14 protein-coding genes are annotated in these 15,084 nt (G+C 64.4%); 2 read left to right on the forward strand and 12 right to left on the reverse strand.

The annotated features are described in order from the left end of the window. Window positions 1-93 precede the first annotated feature (93 nt). Complete coding sequence (locus P5705_RS09685; protein ID WP_277460605.1) at window positions 94-1,275, forward strand: NAD(P)/FAD-dependent oxidoreductase; 1,182 nt, start codon at window positions 94-96, stop codon at window positions 1,273-1,275. A gap of 210 nt (window positions 1,276-1,485) precedes the next feature. Further along, window positions 1,486-3,669 (forward strand): YccS family putative transporter, encoded by a 2,184-nt coding sequence (yccS, locus tag P5705_RS09690; protein WP_277460606.1) that lies wholly within the window; start codon window positions 1,486-1,488, stop codon window positions 3,667-3,669. Window positions 3,670-3,765: 96 nt separating this feature from the next. Here yccS and P5705_RS09695 read toward each other — a convergent pair whose 3' ends face one another. The 12 genes from P5705_RS09695 to epd form a co-directional block, all read right to left on the reverse strand. Further along, window positions 3,766-4,503, reverse strand: a complete 738-nt coding sequence (locus P5705_RS09695; protein ID WP_277460607.1) for a substrate-binding periplasmic protein — start codon at window positions 4,501-4,503, stop codon at window positions 3,766-3,768. A gap of 105 nt (window positions 4,504-4,608) precedes the next feature. Continuing rightward, window positions 4,609-5,592 carry an ornithine cyclodeaminase family protein gene (locus tag P5705_RS09700; protein ID WP_277460608.1) on the reverse strand — a complete coding sequence of 328 codons (984 nt, stop codon included), beginning with the start codon at window positions 5,590-5,592 and terminating at the stop codon, window positions 4,609-4,611. After that, on the reverse strand, window positions 5,589-6,566 hold the full coding sequence (locus tag P5705_RS09705; protein ID WP_277460609.1) for a threonine/serine dehydratase: 978 nt from the start codon (window positions 6,564-6,566) through the stop codon (window positions 5,589-5,591). Before P5705_RS09705 ends, P5705_RS09700 begins: the two co-directional genes overlap by 4 nt. Window positions 6,567-6,683: 117 nt before the next feature. Continuing rightward, window positions 6,684-7,313: a helix-turn-helix transcriptional regulator gene (locus P5705_RS09710; RefSeq protein ID WP_277460610.1), complete on the reverse strand. Its 630-nt coding sequence runs from the start codon at window positions 7,311-7,313 to the stop codon at window positions 6,684-6,686. 148 nt (window positions 7,314-7,461) lie between these two features. Then, window positions 7,462-7,764 (reverse strand): winged helix-turn-helix domain-containing protein, encoded by a 303-nt coding sequence (locus P5705_RS09715; protein ID WP_277460611.1) that lies wholly within the window; start codon window positions 7,762-7,764, stop codon window positions 7,462-7,464. A 14-nt stretch (window positions 7,765-7,778) separates the two neighbouring features. Further along, window positions 7,779-8,279, reverse strand: coding sequence for a M48 metallopeptidase family protein (locus tag P5705_RS09720; protein WP_277460612.1), 501 nt, complete (start codon window positions 8,277-8,279; stop codon window positions 7,779-7,781). 39 nt (window positions 8,280-8,318) lie between these two features. Continuing rightward, on the reverse strand, window positions 8,319-10,436 hold the full coding sequence (locus P5705_RS09725) for a putative bifunctional diguanylate cyclase/phosphodiesterase (RefSeq protein WP_277460614.1): 2,118 nt from the start codon (window positions 10,434-10,436) through the stop codon (window positions 8,319-8,321). Window positions 10,437-10,872: 436 nt separating this feature from the next. Then, window positions 10,873-11,937, reverse strand: coding sequence for a class II fructose-bisphosphate aldolase (gene fba / locus P5705_RS09730; RefSeq protein ID WP_011536013.1), 1,065 nt, complete (start codon window positions 11,935-11,937; stop codon window positions 10,873-10,875). A gap of 99 nt (window positions 11,938-12,036) precedes the next feature. Beyond that, window positions 12,037-12,366 (reverse strand): MliC family protein, encoded by a 330-nt coding sequence (locus P5705_RS09735; RefSeq protein WP_277460615.1) that lies wholly within the window; start codon window positions 12,364-12,366, stop codon window positions 12,037-12,039. Window positions 12,367-12,527: 161 nt separating this feature from the next. Further along, on the reverse strand, window positions 12,528-12,779 hold the full coding sequence (locus P5705_RS09740; RefSeq protein WP_431196937.1) for a hypothetical protein: 252 nt from the start codon (window positions 12,777-12,779) through the stop codon (window positions 12,528-12,530). Beyond that, on the reverse strand, window positions 12,779-13,942 hold the full coding sequence (locus P5705_RS09745; protein WP_277460617.1) for a phosphoglycerate kinase: 1,164 nt from the start codon (window positions 13,940-13,942) through the stop codon (window positions 12,779-12,781). The genes P5705_RS09740 and P5705_RS09745 overlap by 1 nt, the downstream gene beginning before the upstream one ends. Before the next feature lie 12 nt (window positions 13,943-13,954). Further along, a complete protein-coding gene (epd, locus tag P5705_RS09750; RefSeq protein WP_277460618.1) occupies window positions 13,955-15,016 on the reverse strand; it encodes an erythrose-4-phosphate dehydrogenase in 1,062 nt (353 codons plus the stop codon). Window positions 15,017-15,084 lie beyond the last annotated feature (68 nt).

Genomic DNA, 15,084 nt, shown 5'->3' on the forward strand with positions numbered 1-15,084 from the left:
GCTCCTACAGGGAATCGCGCACATCCTGTAGGAGCGGCCTTGTGCCGCGAAAGGGCTGCAAGGCAGCCCCGGCAATTCTGAAGAGGTAACACCGTGCAATCCACCGACGTGATCATCCTCGGCGCCGGCGCCGCCGGCCTGATGTGCGCCCTGCTCAGCGCCCAGCGCGGGCGCCGGGTGCTGGTGCTCGACCACGCCAACAAGCCGGGCAAGAAGATCCTCATGTCCGGCGGCGGGCGCTGCAACTTCACCAATATGTACACCGAGCCTGCCAACTTCCTGTCGCACAACCCGCACTTCTGCAAGTCAGCGCTGGCCCGCTACACCCAGTGGGACTTCATCGAACTGGTGTGCAAGCACGGCGTGCCGTACCACGAGAAGAAGCTCGGCCAGCTGTTCTGCGACAACAAGTCCAGCGACATCCTCGACATGCTGCTGGCCGAGTGTGATAACGCAGGCGCCGAATTGCGCATGAACACCAGTATCGAACAGATCGAGAAAACCGAGGCTGGCTACACCTTGCAGACCAGCGCCGGGCCGTTCGCCTGCCAGTCGCTGGTGATCGCCACCGGCGGCCTGTCGATCCCGACCTTGGGCGCCACTGGTTTCGGCTACCAGGTCGCCCGCCAGTTCGGCCATGAACTGCTGCCGACCCGCGCCGGCCTGGTGCCGTTCACCATCACCGAGCCCCAGCTCAAGGCACTGTGCACCGAGTTGTCCGGCACCTCGCTGGATTGCGTCGCCAGTTGCAACGGCACGAGCTTCCGCGAAAACCTGCTGTTCACCCACCGCGGCCTGAGCGGCCCGGCGATCCTGCAGATCTCATCGTTCTGGGAGGCCGGCGACACGGTCGAGATCAACCTGCTGCCCGACCGCGATGCGCTGGAGTGGTTGCAGGGCCAGCAGGTCGAACGCCCCAACAGCGAGCTGAAGACCGTGCTGGGCGAGGTGTTCACCCGCAAGCTGGCCAACCTGCTGGCCGAGCAGTGGTTCGTTTCGAAACCCTTGAAACAGTACACACCGGCAGAGTTGACCCAGATCGCCGAGAAACTGTCGGCCTGGCAGGTGGTGCCAGCGGGCACCGAGGGCTATCGCACCGCCGAGGTCACCCTGGGAGGCGTGGATACCCGCGAAGTGTCGTCCAAGACCATGGAGTCGCTGAAGAGCCCGGGGCTCTACTTCATTGGCGAGGTGCTGGACGTGAGCGGGCACCTGGGCGGTTTCAACTTCCAGTGGGCCTGGGCTTCGGCCAACGCCGCGGCACAGTTCGTGTAGAGTAGAATCCATTCAGCAGCACGGAACGCTTCTTGCTGGTCTGTGCTCGGAGTGCCATTTCTGGGGCTGCTGCGCAGCCCTTTCGCGGCACAAGGCCGCTCCTACAGAGGTACGCGATCTCCTGTAGGAGCGGCCTTGTGCCGCGAAAGGGTCGCACAGCGGCCCCAGACGGCCTCGAAGCTACTCAACCGATCTCAGCCCAGGGCCATCATGTCATCGAGCTCGTTCCGCCATTCATTGCGTCGCCTGTGGGGCCAAGACAAGTTCAGCTACGCCATCCGCGTGACCATTGCCCTCACCGGCAGCATGGCCTGGTGCTGGTACCAGAACGAGATGAGCCTGCTGATCCCACTGTTCCTCGGCATCATCGCCAGCGCCCTGGCCGAGACCGACGATGGCTGGCAGGGCCGCCTCAGCGCCCTGGCCGTCACCCTGGTGTGTTTCGCCATCGCCGCCCTGTCGGTGGAACTGTTGTTCCCCTACCCCTGGATCTTCGCTGGCGCCCTGGCCCTGGCGGCCTTCGGCCTGACCATGCTCGGGGCCCTGGGCGAGCGTTATGGCGCGATCGCCTCGGCGACGCTGATCCTGTCGGTGTACACCATGATCGGCGTGGACCAGCGCGGCGGCGAAGTCAGCGACTTCTGGCACGAACCCTTGCTGCTGGTGGCCGGCGCGGCCTGGTACGGGTCGCTGTCGGTGCTGTGGCAGGCGCTGTTCTCCAACCAGCCGGTGCAACAGAGCCTGGCCAAGCTGTTCTTCGAGCTGGGCAGCTACCTCAAGCTCAAGGCCAGCCTGTTCGAGCCGGTGCGCACTCTCGATGTAGAAGCCACGCGCCTGGAGCTGGCCAAGCAGAACGGCAAGGTGGTGGCCGCGCTCAACGCCGCGAAGGAGATCATCCTGCACCGGGTCGGCAACAGCCAACCCAACTCCAAGGTCAGCCGCTACCTCAAGCTGTACTTCCTGGCCCAGGATATCCATGAGCGGGTCAGCGCCTCGCACTACCCCTACAACGCCCTGACCGACGCCTTCTTCCACAGCGACGTGATGTTCCGCTGCCAGCGCCTGCTGCGCAAACAGGGGGCATCCTGCCAGGAGCTGGCCCGCTCGATCCGACTGCGCCAGCCGTTCGTGCTCGCCAGCGGCTACCCCGAAGCCCTGGAAGACTTGAACGCCTCACTGGAACACCTGCGCACCCAGAACAACCCGGCCTGGCGTGGCCTGCTGCGCTCGCTGCGGGCATTGGCGGCCAACCTGGCAACCCTTGATCGCCTGCTCAGCGCCGCCAGCAACCCCGACAGCCTCGCCGACGCCAGCGACAGCAGCCTGCTCGACCGTTCGCCACGCACGCTGAAGGATGTCTGGACGCGCCTGCGCACCCAGCTCACCCCGACCTCGCTGCTGTTCCGCCATGCCCTGCGCCTGCCGCTGGCGCTGTCGATCGGCTACGGCATGGTGCACCTGATCCACCCGACGCAGGGCTACTGGATCATCCTCACCACCCTGTTCGTCTGCCAGCCCAACTATGGCGCCACCCGACGCAAGCTGGTGCAGCGGATCTTCGGCACCGCCATCGGCCTGACCGTGGGCTGGGCGCTGTTCGACCTGTTCCCCAACCCGTTGATCCAGTCGACCTTCGCCGTGGTGGCCGGGGTGGTGTTCTTCGTCAACCGCACCACCCGCTACACCTTGGCCACGGCGGCGATCACCCTGATGGTGCTGTTCTGCTTCAACCAGATCGGCGATGGCTACGGCCTGTTCCTGCCGCGCCTGTTCGACACCTTGGTCGGCAGCCTGATCGCGATTCTCGCGGTATTCCTGTTCCTCCCCGACTGGCAGGGCCGACGCCTGAACAAGGTGCTGGCCAATACCCTGGCCTGCGCCAGCCAGTACCTGCGCCAGATCATGCAGCAGTACGCCCACGGCAAGCGCGACGACCTCGCCTACCGCCTGGCCCGGCGCAATGCGCACAATGCCGACGCGGCGCTGTCGACCACCCTGGCCAACATGCTCATGGAGCCCGGGCATTTCCGTAAGGAGGCCGACGTGGGCTTCCGCTTCCTGGTGCTGTCGCACACCTTGCTCAGCTACCTCTCGGGGCTGGGGGCGCACCGCGACACGGCGCTGCCGGCCGAGGTGCACGAGCAATTGATCGAGGGGGCCGGGCAAGCGTTGGCCGCGAGCCTCGACGAGATCGCCAATGGCCTGGCGGCACGGCTGCCAGTGGCAATTCACAGCGATGCCGAGGAAGCACTGGCCAACAGCCTGGAGCAGATGCCCGAGGAGCTGGATGAGCATCAGCGCCTGGTGCAGTCGCAACTGGCGTTGATCTGCCGGCAGTTGGGGCCGTTGCGGACCTTGGCGGGGCATCTGATCAAGGAAGGCGAACCGGCTTGAGGTGAATGCCTTTTCGCCGGCAATGCCGGCGCCTACAACTGCAGCGAATACCCGCAACCTGTAGGAGCCGGCTTTGCCGGCGAACGGGCCCTCACGTCAAAAACCATGCTGGCGCAACAAGCGGTCATAGCTCCCGTCGGCCTTCATCGCCGCAATGGCCTTCTCGAAGCGCTTGACGATCTGCTGGTGCTCGGGATGCTTGAGGCTCACCAGGATATGCAGGCTGTTCTCCGCCAGCGGCGGCTCGACAAAGGACACCGCCTCGCGCACCTGCGGCGGCTCGCGCTGCAGGTTGTAGCGCGCCACATACTCGTCCTCCACCGCCAGGTTGACCCTGCCCGCTGCCAACATGCGCACTGCCGACGAAAAGCTGCGCACCGGTACCTTGTTCAGCCGGGTGTCACTGTCGAAAGCCGGTGAATAGGCGTAGTCACGCACCACGGCAATGCTATAGGGGTAAAGGTCGGCAAGCTTCTGGTAGCCGAAGGTTTCACCTTCGTGCTTGAGCAGGCGGATGCGGTTGGTGAGGTAGGCATTTGAGAACTGGCCGATGCGTGTGCGCTCGTCATTGAACCACGCGTTGATCAACACGTCGTAGCGCCCTTCCCCCACCCCCATCAGCGCCCGGGCCCAGGGCACCTCTTCGAACTCGGTGGCATAGCCGGCGCGTGTGAGGGCAGTGGTGACGATGTTGGTCGCCAGGCCGCCGCCGGGCATCCCGCTATCGGTGAAGGGCGGCCAGCTGTCCGCCACCAGACGCAGCTTCTCGAGGCCGGAGGCCGGACCTGCGCACAACACACTCAGCAATCCAAGAACGCAAAGCAGTGGCCGCATGCTCAAGTCCTTTCGCAGTGGGGGGCACACGCTGGAAATGGCGATCTTCGCTACAGACTTTGCAGATTACACAAAGCCTGCGGCCGACGGCAGCGGCCAGTAATATCAAATAGCCTCTATTTTGGTCGAACTAGAGGATCCTCCGTGCCGCAAGGCGTGGTAAGCGTAGCAAGCGATCTGCGCGTCCTGGACCGCGACACCGGTCAGGTCCGCCACGGTCAACTGGTCGTCACTGGCGCGCCCCATGCTGGGATTGCCGAGCAAGGTGCCAAGTTCCAACAAGCGCGAACGCTCGAGCAACCCGGCCTGCAATGCATGGGAAACCTCGCCGTACTGGCTGCATTGACTGAGCGAATCGACCACGACCAGGTCGGCCTTCGCCACCAGACGTGCAGCGAGCTCCTGCTTGCCAGGTGCATCGGCACCGACCGCAGTGATATGGGTGCCGGGGCGGACCCAGTCGGGTTCGAGCAGGGCTTGGCGCGAAGGCGTTGCGCTGATGATGAGGTTCGCGGCCTCTGCCACGGCCCGCGGCTCACGTTCCAGGCGCACCGTGAAACCCAGCCGCTCGGCGAAATCACGGTAACTGGCCAGCCCCGCTTCGCTGCGGCCCCAGACACTCAACTCGCGACAGGGGATAACCGGCATCAGTTGCTCAAGCTGCATGCGTGCCTGGGTGCCGGTGCCCAGGATGCCAATGCGCTCGACCTGGCGTGGCGCCAGCAACCGCGCCACGATGCGCCCGGCCAGGGCGGTGCGCATGCCGGTCAACCAGCCCTGGTCAGCCAGCAGGGCCAGCGGTTGGCCCGTGCGCGCGCTGAACACCAGCATCAGGCCGTCGTTGCTTTCCAGGCCCTGCGCGGGATTGTCGTAGAAACCCGTGGATACCTTGACGGTGAAAGTGTCGCCGCCTTCGAGGTACGCGGACTTCACGCAACAGTCGCCATTGGCCTGGGCGAACGCGAAAGCCTGCACGGGGGGCGCCTGCACCCGCCCCTGCGAGTAGGCCGTGAAGCCCTGTTCCAGCCAGCGCACGGCCTCGTCGAGGTCAAGGCTGGTGATGATCGCGTCACGTTCATGGATTTTCATGCGATGGCCTCGAGGAAGGTCTCCAGCTTCACGTTGCGCCCACACAGGATAACGGCCACTTTCTTGCCCTGATAATCCCTTGCGACCTGCTTCATGCCTGCCAAGGCCACCGCGGCGGCACCCTCGATGATCCAGCGCTCACAAGCGGCGACGTCGCGCATGGCCTGCTTGATTTCGTCTTCACTGACCAGCACGGTTTTCTTCAGCAGCCGCTGCAGAATCGGGAAGGTGACGGCGTCCTGCTCCACGCCTCCGGCGGTCCCATCGGACAGCGTGGGCTGCTCCTCCATGTCGATGATCCGGCCAACTTCGAGCGAGCGCTGCAAGGTCGGCGCATTGGCTGGCCAGCAGCCGATGATTTCGGTCGAAGGGGATAACGTGTGCAAGGCGGTGGCGATACCAGAGACCATGCCGCCGCCACCCACGGCGACGAACACCGCGTCCAGGTCCGGCGCCTGGTCGAACAACTCCATGCCGATGGTGCCCTGCCCGGCGATCACTTCGAGGTCGTTGTAGGGCGAGACGAACGTCTTGCCCTGGCGCTCGGCTTCGTGGCGGGCCTGCATTTCGGCGCCCAGGGAGTCGACGTCCAGCACCGACACCTCGGCGCCGAGCTGGCGCATGGCATTGATCTTCACGGGCGAGGCTTCATGGCTGACATGCACGGTCACCGGCACGCCAAGCAGCTGCCCGGCCAGCGCCAGCCCCTGACCATGATTGCCGGAAGAGGCCGCGATTACGCCCTTGGTGCGTTGCTCGGCATCCAGCAGCCGCAGCTTGTTGCTGGCGCCGCGAAACTTGAAGGAGCCGGTGAGCTGAAGGTGTTCGCACTTGAGGTGGACGTCGCATCCCGTCATGGCGCAAAGGCCGGGGCTACGCGTCAGCGGCGTCACCGGCACCTGGGGGCGCAGGGCGGCATGGGCCAGGCGGATGGATTGGTACAGCTGATCGAGCGCAATGTCGTCTATTGCCACGGGTGGATGCTCCTGGATCAGACGGCGGGTACAGGCCACCGCCTATGGAATAAAAATCCACCGTAGAATATTTTTCCATTTAACACAAGCCGGCAACAGACCACCGGCGCGCAGGCCTCAAGCCTCCCGGGCAATCTTCACGTACTTGTAGATCGTCGCCCGGCCCATGCCCAGGACATTGGCCACGTAGTCGTAGGCGCTGCCACCGCGGAACGCCCCTTCACCGTGCAGCGCCTCCACCAGCTCGCGCTTGTGCTCGCGGGTGAGGCCATCGAGGCTCAAGCCACGCTCCCTGAGCCAGCCATGCAGGAAGGTGTTGATGCGCTCCTGCCAATCGTCGCGGAACAGCACGTCGGGCTGGGGCAGCAAGCGGTTGGCCTGGAAGAACAGGTCCAGCGCCTGCTTGGCCTGCTCCAGCACCGAGACATTGAAATTGATGCACAACAGCGCTTCAGGTACCCCGGCGTCATTGAGCATGACACTGCTGATCGAGCGAACTTTCTGACCGTTCCAGTTGAGCTTTTCGTAGGGCCCCAGCGGCGTGGCAGCACTCAGTTCGCCCGGCAAGTCTTCGAGCGCCGAGTCGTCGCCCAACTGCCGCTTGGAAATGTTGTTGGCGATATGCACCACGGTCTGGCTGCGCAGGTCATGGACCACGACTTCGGCGTGGGGGAACAGCAGGGTGGCGACACCATCGGCCATGGCGGCGTAGTTGCTGAAACGTGCGTTGATGGCCTTGGCAGACATCGGAACATCCTGAAAATGGGGTGTGGTGTAAGGGCCCGGCACGGCCCCTGTAGGAACGGCTTCAGCCGCGAAGCAAGCGACGCGCTGCATGGCACCGGCTGCGCCGGTGTTCGCGGCTGAAGCCGCTCCTACAGAGACTGCGCCCCTTTCAGGGGTAACCCAGCACTTCGCGGATCTGGCGCAGGTGCTGGATGATCCACTGCTTGTCGATGGCGCCCCAGTCACGGATACGGTAATGCCCGGCGTGGTTGCGCGCCCCAGCCTGCTGCTCGAACTCGCAGATGATATCCAGGTCGGCCAGGGCGGTGATGGTGTCCTGGGCGGTGCGCCGCGGCATGCCGGTGGCCTCCATCAAGGCCGGTACGCTGGTGGCGGTCTGGCTGTCGATCAGCCAGGCCACGTACAGGCGGCGGTAGAAGCTGCTGCGGGTCTTGCTCACTTCCGTGGTCATGGGGTGCTTGTCCCTCAGGTGTTGCCCGGCAGTTCCCGATAGGTCAGGTAGACGCGCAGGTCGAATTCCAGTTGGTGGTAGTCCGGCTCCATGTGCTGGCAGAGCTGGTAGAACGCCTTGTTGTGGTCGCGCTCTTTCAGGTGCGCCAGCTCATGCACCACGATCATGCGCAGGAACTGCGGCGCAGCCTCCTTGAACAGCGAGGCGACGCGGATCTCCTTCTTCGCCTTGAGCTTGCCGCCCTGCACACGCGACACCGCGGTGTTCAGCCCCAACGCGCGGTGGGTGAGGTCCAGGCGGTTGTCGAACAACACTTTATCCAGCGGCGGCGCGCTGCGCAGGTACTGTTGCTTGAGGTCCTGGGCGTAGGTGTACAGCGCCTTGTCGTTCTGCACCGCGTGACGCTCGGGGTAACGCTGCCGCAGATAGTCGCCCAGGCGTTGGCTGGCGATCATCTGGCGCACCTGTTCCTGGAGGTGAGGCGGGTAGGCTTGCAGATAGCGAAGTGCGGTCATGACGGGTGGATCGGACTGGGAAGAGGCGAGTGTAGCCAATCACGGGGTCCAGGGGAAAATCGGCGGAAAGCCACTGGCATCGCTGGCAGTCATCGGGCGGGCGACCAGGAACCCCTGCACATAGGTGCAACCGCTGCTTTTGAGCCAATCGGCCTGGGCTTTGGTTTCCACGCCCTCGGCGATCACCGTGATGCCATAGTCGGCGCACAGGCCGATGACGCTGCGGGCCATGGCGATGTCCGCCGCCGACTCCGGCAGCCGCGCCACCAGGTGGCGGTCGATTTTCAACGTGTCGATGGGCAGGTCGCGCAACATACGCAACGAGCAGTCGCCAGCGCCAAAATCATCCAGCGCCACGCGAATGCCCAGCTCACGCAGACGATGCACCTGCTTCACCGCGGCGTCGATGTTGTACATCAGCGAAGTCTCGGCTACCTCCACTTCCAGTTGGGCCGGCTGCAAGCCATGCTCGTCGAGTACTCGCGCCAGCTCGTCAGCCAGGCCCGGCATGGCGAACTGCGCCCGGCTGAGGCTGATTCCCAGGACCAGCTGCGAGCCGAAGCGCTCGTCCCACTCCCGGCGCTGGGCAGCGCCCTTGCGGTAGATCCAGCTGGCCAGCCTGTTGATCAGCCGTGCCTCTTCCAGCAGCGGGATGAACAGCCCGGGCGGCACATCGCCGACACTCGGGTGCTGCCAGCGCAGCAGGGCCTCGAAGCCACGCAGACGACCATCGGCGAAGGCTACCTGGGGCTGGTAGACCAGGGTGAAATCGTTCTGCTCGATGGCCTCGCGCACACTGTCCTCGAGCATCAATCGCGAACGGGCGCGGCCGTTGAGCTCTTCGTCATAGAAACGATACTGCTGGCGCCCGGCCTGCTTGGCGGCATACATGGCAGCGTCGGCCGCGCGCAGCAGACCTTCGACATTGGCACCACAGTCCGGGTAGGTGGCGATACCAATGCTCACGCCGAGGCTGACCTCCAACCCATCGAGTTGCTGGAAGCTGGACATCCGCTCGAGCAGTTTCTCGGCGTAGCGCCCGGCCTGCTCCGGGTACGGCAAACCGTCGAACAGCGCGGTGAACTCGTCCCCGCCCATGCGTGCCAGCAACGCCTCGCTGCCCAGGCACTCCTTGAGCTGCTCGGCGACCCAGCGCAGCACCTTGTCCCCGGCTTCATGCCCGAGCAGATCGTTGATCCGCTTGAACCCATCCAGGTCCATGTACATCAGGGCGCGGACCTTGTCGGAGCGCTCGTTGCGCATCAGCGCGCCCTCGGCGGCCTGGTAGAAACCGCGGCGGTTGAGCAGGCCGGTCAGCGGGTCGGTGACCGCCTGGTACTCCAGCTGCTGGTGCAGGCTGCGCACCACCGACATGTCCAGCACCGTCACCACCATGGCCCGCTGCTCGGCAGGCAGCGGCGCGCAGGACAGCGCCACGGGTATCAGCTGGCCGCTGACGGTGCGCAACTGCGCGTCGTGGACCCGGAAGATCTGGCGCTTGAGGTAAGCCTGGTAAAAGTCCGACTCATGCCACAGGTTGGCGCATGGCAACTGAATCAGGTCCAGCACATGCGCGCCCTGCAGCTTCTCCACCGGTGTGTCGAGCAGGCGCGAGATGGCAGGATTGGCGAAATTGATGGTGCCCGACTCGTCCACCACCAGGATGCCTTCGGCGGCGTTCTCCAGGATCGAGGCATTGAAGGCACGGGCCGACTCCAGCTCACGGGTCAGGCTTTGCAGCATGCGCCGGTTGCGCTGTTGCTCAAGCAGCGCCTGGACTTTGGGCTTGAGGATCTGCGGGTCGAACGGTTTGAACAGGTAGTCCACCGCGCCATTGGCATAGCCCTTGAGCACGGCGGCCTCGGACTGTTCATTGGCGGTGAGGAAAATGATCGGGGTCAGCCGGGTGCGTTGGCTGCCGCGCATCAACCGAGCGACTTCAAAACCATCCATCTCGGGCATCTGCACGTCGAGCAGCACGAGGTCGACTTCGTTTTCCAGCAGGGCACTCAGGGCTTCCATCCCTGAGCTGGCGGTCAATACCTGCCAGTCCTGGCGGGACAGCAAGGCCCGCATGCTGATGAGATTCTCCGGATAATCGTCTACGACGAGCAGAACCGAGCGATTGTCCGGTGGTTGAGTGTGAGCGACATCCATGCTGCTTCTCTTGTTAGGCCGATTACGACGAGCCATTGGATCCGATCTTTACTCTAGACTCGGCGACCGAAGACGCAACGCGTGCAGATGGCTATAAGCCATCTGAAGTGATGTTAGCCGACTAACGGTATGCGCGCGCCGCGAGCGACACACGGACACGTGGGAGCGGACTTACCAGCCCAAGCCTAGCGCGACTCCTGTAGGAGCGGCCTCGTGCCGCGAAAGGGCCGCGAAGCGGGCCCGGCGATCTTTGCTCAACCTGAAATCCCGGGGCCGCTACGCAGCCCTTTCGCGGCACAAGGCCGCTCCTACAGGGGCCGGTGTAAATCATGAACACCTGCGAGACTGTCGCGACCACCAAGGGAAATGGCATAGGGGATTCACACGCACAAAAAAACCCGCATCACTGCGGGTTTTTTCGTGAAGCGGCGCCGGATCAGTTGATCTTGGCGGCCAGCTCGCCCTTGGCGTAGCGCTGGAACATGCCTTCCAGGGAGATCGGCTTGATCTTCGAGGCATTGCCGGCGGTGCCGAAGGCTTCGTAGCGGGCGATGCACACGTCACGCATGGCCTTGACGGTCTCGCCGAAGAACTTGCGTGGGTCGAACTCGCTCGGGTTCTGCGCCATCAGGCGACGCATGGCGCCGGTGGAGGCCAGGCGCAGGTCGGTGTCGATGTTGACCTTGCGCACGCCGTACTTGATGCCTTCGACGATCTCTTCGACCGGCACGCCGTAGGTCTCTTTGATGTCGCCACCGTACTGGTTGATGATCGCCAGCCACTCTTGCGGCACCGAGGACGAACCGTGCATTACCAGGTGGGTGTTGGGGATGCGCTTGTGGATTTCCTTGATGCGGTCGATCGCCAGCACGTCACCGGTCGGCGGCTTGGTGAACTTGTAGGCGCCGTGGCTGGTGCCGATGGCGATGGCCAGGGCATCCACCTGAGTCTTCTTGACGAAGTCGGCGGCTTCTTCCGGGTCGGTCAGCATCTGGCTGTGGTCCAGCACGCCTTCGGCGCCGATACCGTCTTCTTCACCGGCCATGCCGGTTTCCAGCGAACCCAGGCAACCCAGCTCGCCCTCTACCGAAACGCCGCAGGCGTGCGCCATGGCAACGGTCTGCTGGGTGACGCGAACGTTGTACTCGTATTCGGTCGGGGTCTTGCCGTCTTCGCCCAGCGAACCGTCCATCATCACCGAGCTGAAGCCCAGCTGGATCGAGCGCTGGCACACGTCAGGGCTGGTGCCGTGATCCTGGTGCATGCACACCGGGATGTGCGGGAACTCTTCGATGGCCGCCAGGATCAGGTGGCGCAGGAACGGGGCACCGGCGTACTTGCGGGCACCGGCGGAAGCCTGGACGATGACCGGAGAGTCGGTCTTGTCGGCGGCTTCCATGATGGCGCGCATCTGCTCGAGGTTGTTGACGTTGAAAGCCGGAACGCCGTAACCGAACTCGGCGGCGTGGTCCAGCATCTGGCGCATGCTAATGAGTGCCATTGTGTATCTCTCTCCCGACAAGCGTCGTTGTTTCGTGCAAGCCTGCCGCAGGGGCGGTTGCTGTTCAAGTAGTGTGGGCCATCCATGCGGCCCGGCCAGTCACGGTGCCTTGCAGCCCCGCCCAATCAGATCGTTGGTCGCCACCCAGTACACCAGGCCTTCATTGCCTTTGGTGTGCAGGGCCAGCACGCCATCGCTGTACAGCGCGCCCGAGGCGCCCGGCTCGGACTTGAGCCGGTAGACCTGGTCGCCGCCGCCAAGGCGCACGTCGACCGCATCCTGTTTCGCGTCTGTGAAACGCCACAGCACTTCGGCCTGGCTGTCGCAGACCCAGCGGGTCCAGTTGTCCGCCGGGGCGGGTTGGGCAGGTTGCAGCATCGAGCAGCCTGCCAGGGTCGCCAGGGCCAACACGGCCAGAAGCGCTTTCATCCTAAAAACCTCGTTGGGGGCTGCTTTGCAGCCCATCGCCGGCAAAGCCGGCTCCTACAAGAACCGCATCGCCTGTAGGAGCCGGCTTTGCCGGCGATGGGTCGCACAGCGGCCCCAATGTCCAAGACCACGAAACCCGCGTTAGGTTGCCCGCTACCCGATCAAGGGCAGCCCGCCGCCTTGCGCTGGTGCTCGTCGTCGTACTTTTCCAGGCCATCCGGGCCCAGGCGCTTGTTGATCACCGGCGCTGTCTCCGCCTGCCACTGGGACTGGTAGCAACCGCCCTTGGGCGGCTGCGCCGGATCTGCGTCGCTGCCTTTGTTGCTGGCGCAGGCGCCCAGCAACACGGCCACGATCATCACAGGCAATTGCTTGACCATCAGGTCGCTCCCTTTGCCAGGCGCCGTCAAAATCAGGCCTTGGCCCGCTCTTCCAGGATTGCCACCGCTGGCAGGACCTTGCCCTCGACGAACTCGAGGAACGCGCCGCCACCGGTAGAAATGTAGGAGATATCGGCACCAACGCCATACTTGTCGATGGCCGCCAGGGTGTCACCGCCACCGGCGATGGAGAACGCGGCGCTGTCGGCGATGGCCTTGGCCAGCACCTTGGTGCCGTTGCCGAACTGGTCGAACTCGAACACGCCGACCGGACCGTTCCACAGGATAGTCTTCGAGGTCTTCAGCAATTCGGCGAACTGCTCGGCGGTCTTTGGACCGATGTCCAGGATCATGTCGTCGGCAGCCACGTCGGCGATGGCCTTCACAGTGGCTTCGGCGTCTTCGGCGAATGCCTTGGCAACCACCACGTCCACCGGCAGCGGCACGCTGACCTTGGCGGCGATGGCCTTGGCGGTCTCGACCAGGTCAGGCTCGTACAGCGACTTGCCGACCGGGTGACCGGCGGCGGCGAGGAAGGTGTTGGCGATACCGCCACCGACGATCAGCTGATCGCACACAGTGCTCAGGCTGTTCAGCACGTCCAGCTTGGTGGAGACCTTGGAGCCGGCGACGATGGCGGCCATCGGCTTGGCCGGGGCCTTCAGGGCCTTGCCCAGGGCATCCAGCTCGGCAGCCAGCAGCGGGCCTGCGGCCGCGACCTTGGCAAACTTGGCAACACCGTGGGTGGAACCCTCGGCGCGGTGGGCGGTGCCGAAGGCATCCATGACGAACACGTCGCACAGGGCGGCGTACTTCTGCGCCAGCTCGTCGGCGTTCTTCTTCTCGCCCTTGTTGAAGCGCACGTTCTCGAACAGCACCAGGTCACCGGCCTTCACTTCGACGCCATTGAGGTAGTCGGCGACCAGCGGCACTTCGCGGCCCAAGGCCTTGCTCAGGTAAGCGGCGACCGGCTTCAGGCTGTTCTCTTCGGAGAACTCGCCTTCGGTCGGGCGGCCCAGGTGCGAGCAGACCATCACCGCCGCGCCCTTCTCCAGGGCCAGCTTGATGGTCGGCAGCGCTGCCAGGATACGCGCGTCGCTGGCTACCACACCGTCCTTCACAGGCACGTTGAGGTCTTCGCGGATCAGTACGCGCTTACCTTGCAGGTCGAGGTCGGTCATCTTCAACACGGTCATGAATGCAGTCCTTCAGGGCTGTTTGCTGCGGGTGGGGTGGACGACGTGCAGAAAGTGTTCGGCAACGTCGAGCATACGGTTGGCGAACCCCCATTCGTTGTCGAACCAGGCCAGCAAGTTCACCAGGCGTGGGCCTGAAACGCGGGTCTGGCTGGCATCGACGATGGCCGAATGCGGGTCATGGTTGAAATCACAGCTGGCGTGGGGCAGCTCGGTGTAGGCCAGCAGGCCTTTCAGCGGGCCATCCAGGGCAGCCTCGCGCAGCACCCGGTTGACTTCCTCGGCGCTGGTATCGCGGGAAGTCTGCAGGGTGATGTCCAGGCACGACACGTTGACGGTGGGCACGCGTACCGCTTTGGCCTGGATTCGCCCGGCAAGTTCCGGCAGCAGGCGCTCGATACCGCGCGCCAGGCCTGTGGACACCGGGATCACCGACTGGAACGCCGAACGGGTGCGGCGCAGGTCCTCGTGGTGGTAGGCGTCGATCACCGGCTGGTCGTTCATTGCCGAGTGGATGGTGGTGATCTGCACGTATTCGATACCAAAGGCCTGGTCCAGCACACGCAGCAGCGGCACACCGCAGTTGGTGGTGCAGGAGGCGTTCGACACCAGCAGCTCGCCGCCGGTCAGGCAGTCCTGGTTCACGCCGTAGACCACCGTGGCATCGACGTCCGCCTCGCTGGCCATGGGCTGGGAGAACAGCACCCGGGGCGCGCCGGCGTCGATGAAACGCTGGCCGTCGGCCCGGGTGTTATAGGCACCGGAGCACTCCAGCACCAGGTCGATACCCAGGGCTGCCCAATCGATGCCTTCAGGGGTGGCGCTGCGCAGCACTTTCACGCAGTCGCCATTGATATGCAGACAGTCGCCGTCGACCTTCACCTCGCCGGGGAAACGCCCGTGGGTGGAGTCGAAGCGGGTCAGGTATTCCAGGCTGGCCTGGTCGGCCAGGTCGTTTAGCGCGACGATCTCGAAACCGGCCTTCGCCCCTCGCTCAAACAGCGCGCGCAGGACACAACGGCCGATGCGGCCGTAACCGTTGAGTGCAACTTTGTAGGGACGCGGGTGGGGCATAGGTAGCTCTTGAACTCCGGCGGTTGAACGGGGCCGCTGCGCGGCCCATTCGCGGCACAAGGCCGCTC

The sequence above is a fragment of the Pseudomonas entomophila genome, from assembly GCF_029478665.1.
In the GTDB taxonomy this organism is placed as follows: domain Bacteria; phylum Pseudomonadota; class Gammaproteobacteria; order Pseudomonadales; family Pseudomonadaceae; genus Aquipseudomonas; species Aquipseudomonas entomophila_F.